Genomic DNA, 6,158 nt, shown 5'->3' with positions numbered 1-6,158 from the left:
AAGGGTCCGGTATCCTGGCCCGCGTTTCGGGGGTCGCGAACGCCTTGAAGTACGAAAACTCCCTGCGCCGGCCTTCCCGCGTCAATTCGGCAGCTTCGCCGGTCCAGTCCGCGAAGAACAGGAAAGGCGTCTCCGCTGCCGCTTCCTCACCCATGAACAGCATCGGAATATGCGGACTCAGCAGCACCAAGGCGAGCGCCAGATTCAGCTTGTCGGGACTGACCAGCCGGGACAGCCGTTCCCCGAACGCGCGGTTGCCGACCTGGTCGTGGTTCTGGGCGAAGAAGACCGTCGCTTCCGGAGGCAGATGCGCGCTCGGCTCGCCGCGCGGCGCCTCGTGCAGGGGAAATACCTCGCCCTGATAGGCAAAGCCTTCGGTCAGCGACCGCGCCAGATGTTCAAGCGGCTTGTCGGCGAAGGCGCGATAATAGCCTTCGTCCTCGCCCGTGAGCAGGACATGAAGCGCGTTGTGGAAATCGTCGCCCCATTGCGCGTCGTAGTACTTCGCCCGGCCCTGTGAACGCGTGAGCAGATGCGCCAGATTGGCCTCGTTCTCCAACATCAGATGAACGCGTCGGCCCACCAGCTGACTGCGCACGGTCTCGGCGAGCTCAACCAGGAAATGACGCTCGGAATCGTCCTTCAGCGCATGGACCGCATCGAAGCGCAGCCCGTCGAAGCCATAGTCGCGCAGCCACATCAGGGCATTCTCGATCAGAAACTCGCGCACGAATGCGCCATCGGGCCCTTCGAGATTGACGGCAGGTCCCCAGCCGGTGGCGTGGCGCGGGTTGAAGAAGTTTTCCGCATAGAGATGCAGGTAGTTCAGCTGCGGGCCGAAATGATTATAGACGACGTCGAGATAGACCATGATGTCGAGCGCATGCGCGGCCCGCACCAGCCGCTTGAGATCTTCCGGTCGGCCGTAGCGGGCATTCGGCGCGTTCAGGAGCACGCCGTCATAGCCCCAATTGTGCCGACCAGGGACGTCGTTGAGCGGCATCAGCTCGATGGCGGTGATGCCGAGATCGCGAAGATAGGCCAACTTCTTCTCGACGCCGGCATAGGTCCCCTCCTCGCTGAAGGTGCCGACATGCAGCTCGTAGATGACGGCTTCCGCCCAGGGACGGCCGGGATACAGCACCGGGTCCCTCAAGGCCGCGGTATCGATCACCTCGCTCGGGCCGCCGACGTCGTCCGGCTGGAAAAACGAGGCAGGATCGGGAACGACGAGGTCCTCGTTGATCCTGAACTGATAGCGCGTGCCGGCGCGCGCGGTCTCGCTGAGCAGTTGATACCAACCCTCATCATCGCGCGGCATCCTGCGCGGCGGCTGACCAACTTCGAGCAGCTCGACCGATCGAGCCGTGGGCGCCCACAGATTGAACGAGACCCCATGATCGACGATCTGAGGGCCGTGGCGTCGGCTCTGCTCGGCCGTTCCCAGTCTTTGAATCAAGGCTATTCCCCTTTCGCGCCCGCATGCTCGGAATTGGACATGCTTCAGCCGGGCGCGTCGCTACCGAGCTAGATTACGCCTCGCTTCATCATGTCTCGGACGAGAAAGCTGCCGTCGCAGCATTCGTTCCTTACGGAAAACGTGAGCACCGGCTGCTGCGTCCGGAGCCTCGAAATGCCGCTGCCCGCCCGGTATGTACACTTTTGCACTCAGCGTAAAAAAGCGCGCTTGTTTTATCGCCCTCGGGAACCTTTGCTGCGCCGCAGAATTTAAGGACAGCGCTTCGCTGGGGGAGCGTCCTTGGAAATGCAAAGATGGTTGGCAAAGACCACTGTCGTCTCGATTGGCGGGCGTAGCGATGCGTATCCTGTTCGCGACGCCCGAAGTATCAGACTTTATTCAAGTTGGCGGCCTTGCCGCCGTTTCGGCGGCTCTGCCGCGTGCCTTGCGAGAATTTGCTGACGTACGCGTCATCATCCCGGGCTACCCGGCTGTGCTGCGGGGGTTGCAAGAACTCAAGACCGTGGGGCGTTGCCCGCCCTTCGCCGCTCTGCCGGCCTTCGAGGTCGACCTCGGGCACGCCGCGGATGGCCTGACCTATTATGTCGTCCGCTGTCCGGAACTGTACGAGCGGGATGGCACGCCCTATGCCGACGGCCTTGGCGCCGATTGGGGCGACAACAATGTGCGGTTCGCAACCTTTTCCTACGCCGCGGCACAGCTCGCCAGGGGACTGATCGACACGGATTGGAGCGCCGACCTGGTCCACGCCAATGACTGGCAATGCGCGCTGATCCCGGGTTATCTGGAGTGGCACTATGCGCACGTTCCGACCGTCTTCACGATCCACAATCTCGCCTATCAAGGTGTATTCGACCGGAGCTCGCTGGCACCGCTCGGCATTCCCGAGGCGAGCTTCAACATCGACGGCGTTGAATTCTACAATCGCCTGTCGTTCATCAAGGCCGGTCTCGTTTATGCCTCGCACCTGACGACCGTCAGCCAGACTTACGCACGCGAGATTACCACCGCAGAATTCGGCTGTGGTCTCGAAGGCCTGCTGAAGCAGCGGGCCGACCGGAACCAGTTGTCGGGCATTCTGAACGGGATCGACGAGAGCTGGGATCCACGGACGTGCTCCTCGCTGCTCCAGCCATTCGGCGCAGGCGACTGGGCCGAGCGCTCGCTGAACGCCGACGATGTCAGGGATCAGTTCGGCCTCGCGGTGTCGCGAGGTCCCCTGTTCGCGCTCGTCGCGCGGCTGGTTCATCAGAAGGGCGTCGACCTCGTGATCGAGAGCGCGCAGGCGATCGTCGATGCCGGCGGCCAGATCGTCGTCACCGGCAAGGGCGAACCGCAGTTCGAAGAGGCTCTGCTGAAGGCGCAAGCCGGTGCGCCGCGATCGATTGCCGTAAAAATCGGCTTCGATGACGCGGAGGCGCGGAAGATCTTCGCCGGTAGCGACTTCACGCTGATGCCGTCCCGGTTCGAACCATGCGGGCTCAGCCAGATGTACGCCCAGCGCTTCGGCTCGTTGCCGATCGGTCATCGCACCGGCGGGCTTGCCGAGACCATCGTCGACGGCGAGACCGGCTTCCTGTTTGACCGCGCATCGGCGCCGGGCTTCCTCGGAGGCCTGTGCCGGGCCTTCTCGACCTTCGGCATGAAGGACCGGCTCGATCACATGCGCAGGGCTGCCATGGCGCAGGCCTTCAGCTGGACCCAGTCGGCCAAATCCTACGCTGAACTCTACAAGGCATCGATCTAGAAAGGCAGTTGGGGACAGACATGAAGATCGCGCAAATCGCTCCACTGGCGGAGAGCTGCCCCCCGCGGCTTTACGGAGGGACCGAGCGCATCGTCTCCTACCTGACGGAAGAGCTGGTGCGCCAGGGGCACGAGGTCACCCTGTTTGCGAGCGGAGATTCGATCACGTCAGCCGAGCTTGTGCCATGCTCGAAGATGGCCCTGCGCCTCGATCCCTCCGTCAAGGACGTCACACCCCATCACGTCATGATGCTGGACCAGGTCGCGCGGCGCGCCGACGAGTTCGACGTCCTTCATTTCCACATTGATCAACTGCACTATCCCTTGATGCGACCGTATCGCGACCGGATCCTCACCACATTGCATGGGCGTCTCGATCTGCCCGATCTGATGCCATTCTTCTCCGCTTTTCCTGAACCTCCCCTGGTGTCCATCTCGGACGCACAACGCCGCCCGATGCCGCCCGTCAACTGGCTCGCAACGGTGCTCCACGGCTTGCCCGAGAACATCCTGCCTTATCAGGAAGCACCGACCGGCGACTATTTTGCGTTCCTCGGGCGCATCTCTCCGGAAAAGGGGCCGGACAAGGCGATCGAAATTGCGGCTAGAACCGGCGTGCCCCTGAAGATGGCGGCCAAGATCGACACCGCCGATCAAGCCTATTGGGAGCAGGTCATCAAGCCGATGATCGCAGCTCATCCCAACGTCGAGTTCATCGGCGAGATCAACGAATTCCAGAAGGCCGACTTCCTCGGCAATGCCCTGGCCCTGCTGTTTCCGATCTGCTGGCCGGAGCCGTTCGGCCTCGTCATGATCGAAGCCATGGCTTGCGGCACGCCGGTGATCGCCCTGGCCCATGGCTCGGTGCCCGAAGTGATCGATCACGGTATCAGCGGGTTTGTGGTGAACTCCATCGAGGAGGCCGTCGCGGCCGCGAATTCGATCGACGCATTGGAGCGGCAAGGGATCCGCAAGCGGTTCGAACAACGCTTTACGGCCGAGCGGATGGCGCGCGACTACCTCGCCGCTTATCGTCGGCTGCCAGCGTTGCGGCAAGGACCGCAGCTCGACCTGCTCGCGATCGCCGAAAGCGAGAACGAGATCCGGATTTCGATACCTTCTGTTGGCTTGGACATGAATGCGGCAAGCCCGGCCTAACGAGTCTTTGAGGCAAAGGAACCGAACGATCGGGGGACGGTTACGACCACACACAGGAGCTGTCGACATGCGTCGCCCGAAACCACCGGCAATTCGTAACAAACTCGACCTGGCAGACCGCGCCCAGGTACGCCTCGTCAAGAAGCGTCTTGGGCTGTCGGATACGGAGCTTGCCGCAATCGTCGGGCGCATCGGCAATTCGATTTCGGCCATCAGCAAGGAGGCGGCCTTGCAGAGGGCAAAGGTGCTGAACAAGACCTCCGACGTTCCTGCCGCCGCCGTGATCGCCTCGACGGCGGTGGGTGAACAGGCAACGACCGAACTCGCGGCAAATTCGCCGACATCCTGACGGAATCATTGGGGGCAAAAAATGGATCAAAAAGTACACCCGGACGACGCCCTCACCCGGGCGGCCTCGAGCCTGCGCCGCACCCGGATCACCGAGGGCAGACCATTCCCGCTCGGCGCCACCTGGGACGGGCTCGGCGTCAATTTCGCGCTGTTCTCGGCCCACGCTACCAAGGTCGAGCTCTGCCTGTTCGACGACACCGGCGAAACCGAGCTCGAGCGCATCGAACTGCCCGAATACACCGACGAGGTCTGGCACGGCTATCTACCCTCCGCGCGCCCCGGCACCGTCTACGGCTATCGCGTCCACGGCCCTTACGAACCCGACGCCGGCCACCGCTTCAATCCCAACAAGCTGGTGCTCGATCCCTACGCGCGTCAGCTGGTCGGCAAGCTCCGCTGGGGGCCGGAGCTGTTCGGGTATCAGCTCGACCATGCCGACAAGGACCTCTCCTATGACGAGCGCGACAGCGCGCCCCTGATGCAGAAATGCCGCGTCATCGACCCCGCCTTCACCTGGGGCGTGGCGCGCAAGCCGGAAGTGCCGTGGGAGCGCACGATCGTCTACGAGATGCACGTCAAGGGATTTACCCAGCTGCACCCGCTTGTGCCCGAAGCCGACCGCGGCACCTTCTCCGGCCTCGCCCATTCGGACGTCCCGTCCTACTTGCGCTCGCTCGGCATCACCAGCGCCGAGCTGCTGCCGATCCATGCCTTCGTCGACGACAGCTATCTGGTCGAAAAGGGCCTGCGCAATTACTGGGGCTACAATTCCATTGCCTTCTTCGCGCCGGATCCGCGCTACCTCAAGGCGTCATCCCCCAACGAGTTCAAGGCCATGGTGAACCAGTTTCACGCCCATGGCATCGAGGTCATTCTTGACGTCGTTTACAATCACACCGCGGAAGGCAACGAGCTCGGCCCGACCCTGTCGTTCAAGGGCATCGACAATGCCAGCTATTATCGCCTGCTGCCGGACCAGAAGCGCTACTACATCAACGACACCGGCACCGGAAACACCGTCAACCTGTCGCATCAGCGCGTGCTTCAGCTCGTCGCCGATTCCCTGCGCTATTGGGCAACGGAAATGCGGATCGACGGCTTCCGCTTTGACCTCGCCACCATCCTGGCGCGCGAACCCTATGGGTTCGATGAAGGCGGCGGATTCCTCGACGCCTGCCGGCAGGATCCCGTGCTCTCCAGCGTCAAGCTGATCGCAGAGCCCTGGGACATCGGGCCCGGCGGCTACCAGGTCGGTCAATTTCCCCCCGGCTGGGCCGAGTGGAACGACAAGTTCCGGGACACGGTGCGCGCGTTCTGGAAAGGCGATCCGGGCACGCTTGCCGACTTCGCCAAGCGCATCTCGGGATCGGGCGACCTCTTCAACAAGCGCGGACGCCGGCCCTGGGCCAGCGTCAATTTCGTC

General features: G+C 62.8%; 5 protein-coding genes. 4 read left to right on the top strand and 1 reads right to left on the bottom strand.

The genetic code is table 11. From position 1 onward, the window contains the following. Nucleotides 1-1,459: malto-oligosyltrehalose trehalohydrolase (gene treZ, locus JHD07_RS30165; RefSeq protein WP_291628770.1), on the bottom strand; the 1,459-nt coding region annotated here is incomplete at its 3' end. A 358-nt stretch (nucleotides 1,460-1,817) separates the two neighbouring features. On the opposite strand from treZ, the gene glgA reads away from it, so the two are divergent. The 4 genes from glgA to glgX all read left to right on the top strand — a co-directional run. Continuing rightward, nucleotides 1,818-3,227, top strand: a complete 1,410-nt coding sequence (gene glgA / locus JHD07_RS30160; protein WP_291628769.1) for a glycogen synthase GlgA — start codon at nucleotides 1,818-1,820, stop codon at nucleotides 3,225-3,227. A 20-nt stretch (nucleotides 3,228-3,247) separates the two neighbouring features. Next, nucleotides 3,248-4,384 carry a glycosyltransferase family 4 protein gene (locus JHD07_RS30155; RefSeq protein ID WP_291628767.1) on the top strand — a complete coding sequence of 379 codons (1,137 nt, stop codon included), beginning with the start codon at nucleotides 3,248-3,250 and terminating at the stop codon, nucleotides 4,382-4,384. 67 nt (nucleotides 4,385-4,451) lie between these two features. After that, nucleotides 4,452-4,733, top strand: a complete 282-nt coding sequence (locus JHD07_RS30150) for a hypothetical protein (protein WP_291628765.1) — start codon at nucleotides 4,452-4,454, stop codon at nucleotides 4,731-4,733. A 21-nt stretch (nucleotides 4,734-4,754) separates the two neighbouring features. Next, the coding region (gene glgX, locus JHD07_RS30145; RefSeq protein ID WP_291628764.1) for a glycogen debranching protein GlgX at nucleotides 4,755-6,158 on the top strand (1,404 nt) is incomplete at its 3' end.

This window comes from Bradyrhizobium sp. (assembly GCF_016462955.1).
Classification (GTDB): domain Bacteria; phylum Pseudomonadota; class Alphaproteobacteria; order Rhizobiales; family Xanthobacteraceae; genus Bradyrhizobium.
This window is presented reverse-complemented; position numbering and strand designations above follow the sequence as displayed.

Excerpts from the sequence above, each read along its gene's own strand:
- glgA (WP_291628769.1), top strand. The coding sequence starts at position 1,818 with ATGCGTATCCTGTTCGCGACGCCCGAAGTATCAGACTTTATTCAAGTT.
- JHD07_RS30150 (WP_291628765.1), top strand. The coding sequence starts at position 4,452 with ATGCGTCGCCCGAAACCACCGGCAATTCGTAACAAACTCGACCTGGCA.
- JHD07_RS30155 (WP_291628767.1), top strand. The coding sequence starts at position 3,248 with ATGAAGATCGCGCAAATCGCTCCACTGGCGGAGAGCTGCCCCCCGCGG.